Origin of the sequence: Candidatus Phytoplasma bonamiae (assembly GCF_030586845.1) — a bacterium.
GTDB classification, from domain to species: Bacteria; Bacillota_I; Bacilli_A; order Acholeplasmatales; family Acholeplasmataceae; genus Phytoplasma; species Phytoplasma bonamiae.
The window spans coordinates 1-2,725 of the sequence record NZ_JAOSIQ010000046.1 but is presented as its reverse complement, the minus strand read 5'-3'; the positions used below and the strand labels follow the sequence as shown (position 1 = coordinate 2,725).

Below are 2,725 nucleotides of genomic sequence, written 5' to 3'. Positions count from 1 at the left end.
AACAGCAGCTTTCATTAAATTTTCTAAAGTACGATTAGTTTTTAAAAAAGAATAATTATATTCAATTCTATCTAAAGCTTCATTAATTACTTCATATAAAAAATCTTTTGCTTCTGAACTATATGGAACATTTAAATTTCTTAACTACCAAAGGTGGGAGTGGTTTTCATTTTTGAGAAAATTTAAAACATACTTACATGCGAGAAAAATTATTTCAACAGTTAATTCAAATCCTTCGTCCTACTTTTGAATCATTTAATCCATACACGAAAAATATATATTATCAATAAATCTTTGTGCATTTAAGAAATTTTATTTCTTTAATTCATCGCGACACCGATAAAAACCTTTTTACGTTATAAACCAAATTGCTTCTTTGCATCCTGAATTTTTTGACATCAACCATCACAAACTCAACAAAAAAATCCAAGCAACATATTACAGTTTATCCAAACTTTTTAAAGAACTAAACTAAGCAATCCAAGGCTTTCATTAACCCTAAAGTCCCTTCTTTTTTTAAATCTGCTAGAGTTAAAAAACGCGGATAATATTTAAATTGATAAACTAGTTTTTTTTGACTAAAGGTAAATGAAGTTTAATTAATTGATCTCTTATTACTAAAATATTTTTATTTTTTAAAAATTCTTTAAATAATTTTTGTCTTAACATTTTATTCCTTTATAAAAAAACATTTTTAGAAAAGACAGGAAATTATTTTTATTCTTTGAAATAAAAAAAGACTAACTATTAAATTAGTCTTATAGAATTTTAAAAAGTAAAAAGTGTCTAAAGTTTTGGAACACCTCAATGTATCCAAAAAGAAAATAATAAATATCGAACTTTTTTAAATAAAAATTAATAAAAATAGATTGATTTAATAAGAAGATGAAGATTATTTAAACAATTACAAAAAATCTTAGATGTAAAACATAAGTATGAATTATTAACTTTTTTCTTTTTTTCGATTTATTAAATGTCAAATAAAATAATTAAAAAAATTTTTAATAATAAAAAAATATAAATAAAAAACCAATTTTTATAGATCTAACAATAAAACTGGAAATTTCACAAAAAAAATGATTTTAAACTTTATACTTTTCCCAAATGGTTAAAATTTTATTAAAATATAGATTAGATAGGTATAGAAAACTATACTTATTAGCAAAAATAAGAAAATATATTTTCAAGGTTTAAATGTTATATCAAAAAATGATTAATGAAAAATATAAAAAATTTGGAAAATTATTTGTCCTAATATAAAAATAAAAAGAAAAGGATTTTTTAATTAAAGTTAATGATTAAATTGGCAAAAAAATTATATTTATTTAAATTACTTGTATTTATTTATTTAGGATTTTTATTTATCTTTAATAACTATTCGGTGATGGCGATGGAAAAACAAAATGTTATCGCTCATCAAACATCTATAAATATAAGAAAAGAATTATTTGAAATTTTAACACAACAAAAACAATTAGAAGAAAAAATTCAATATTTCAGAAGCAATGTTAATCCAAATGTAAAAGAAATTTTGGAATTAGAAAAAAATAACATTAAATTAAAAGCAAAAATATCCGAAATTCAAAAAAATATTTCAAAAAAATCAAAAAAAGTAACTTTTAATTTGAAACCATCAATTAAAATTATTGAATAAGCATTAAAAAACCATTTTAATAATAATGGTTTTTTTTATTTTAACAATAACTTTTTAATTGAGACTAATAATAAAGTAACATAATACAAACTTAATCTCTATTAAGCAACAACTTTGAATTATTTTAATAATAAAAAATTAATTATTTTTTAAATAATTTAAAATTCAAGTTTTAATTTTTAAATATCAGAATTTTTAGATTTAAATTTTTTTTGTTTATAATTCTTTTAAATAAAAATTTACATTTAAATTAGTTAAAATATTTATAAAAAATTAAAAAGATTATATTTTAAATATAAATATCAAAAATTTTGTGTTGATTATATATTCTTAAAAAAAGTTTATGAAAAAAACATCAGGAAAAATTTAATTTTGAATATTTATTTATCATATTGTTAATATTTTATTTTATGGTTTCCTATGATAAAAATTATATGTTAAAAATTTTCGATGAATAATAATAAATTTTGTTATCGCTTGAAATAGAAAAATATCTGATAAAATTAAAAAAATAATAGCTAATTTAATTATAGTCCGCTCGTAGATGCTTTATTATCGTTATTAAATAAAGGGAAATTCGTCGATATAAAATGGTTTAATCTGTTTCTTTTTTTTGTTAATAAATTAATTTGTCTATTGATTGTTGTAAGTTGAGTAATATTTCGATAATCAACATTTCCATTTGAATTAATAATCAAATTAAAAACTAATTCATTCTGTTGATTTATAAATTTACTCATTTTTTCATCAATTATTTGATTTTCGCTTAAGATATAAATTTTTTTTGTAAGATCATCAATTTTATTGCTATTAAAAATTATTTTTTGATTAAACTCTTCTGTCATTATAAAATCATGTAAATTAGGATCTTTAATTTTTGTTAAAATTTCTTGTTGTTCTTCTAATTCTTGATCTAATTGTTTATTTAATTCAATTAATTGGTATATCAAAAGTAAAAGTGTTTTTATTTTTTTAGCTCCTCCTTCTATTGCAATTTTAAAACAACGTATTAAATATCGAAATACAGAATCTTTACAAATTATTAACGAACGCATTGCTAAAGCTTATCAA

At 18.8% G+C, this 2,725-nt stretch carries 2 protein-coding genes and 2 pseudogenes; 2 read left to right on the top strand and 2 right to left on the bottom strand.

The window, feature by feature from the left end:
• Nucleotides 1-478: 478 nt before the first annotated feature.
• Nucleotides 479-669: pseudogene (locus tag OC701_RS02555) on the bottom strand (sigma-70 family RNA polymerase sigma factor); the annotation flags it as partial.
• 625 nt (nt 670-1,294) lie between these two features.
• On the opposite strand from OC701_RS02555, the pseudogene OC701_RS02680 reads away from it, so the two are divergent.
• Both OC701_RS02680 and OC701_RS02550 read left to right on the top strand, forming a co-directional pair.
• A pseudogene (locus OC701_RS02680) lies at nt 1,295-1,381 on the top strand (hypothetical protein); the annotation flags it as partial.
• Nucleotides 1,382-1,390: 9 nt separating this feature from the next.
• Nucleotides 1,391-1,654, top strand: a complete 264-nt coding sequence (locus OC701_RS02550) for a hypothetical protein (RefSeq protein WP_304514518.1) — start codon at nt 1,391-1,393, stop codon at nt 1,652-1,654.
• A 527-nt stretch (nt 1,655-2,181) separates the two neighbouring features.
• Here the strand turns inward: OC701_RS02550 and OC701_RS02545 are convergent.
• Nucleotides 2,182-2,709, bottom strand: a complete 528-nt coding sequence (locus OC701_RS02545; RefSeq protein WP_304514517.1) for a hypothetical protein — start codon at nt 2,707-2,709, stop codon at nt 2,182-2,184.
• Nucleotides 2,710-2,725: the final 16 nt, after the last annotated feature.

Coding starts and splice junctions, on each gene's coding strand:
- OC701_RS02545 (WP_304514517.1), bottom strand. CDS start 2,709: ATGCGTTCGTTAATAATTTGTAAAGATTCTGTATTTCGATATTTAATA.
- OC701_RS02550 (WP_304514518.1), top strand. CDS start 1,391: ATGGAAAAACAAAATGTTATCGCTCATCAAACATCTATAAATATAAGA.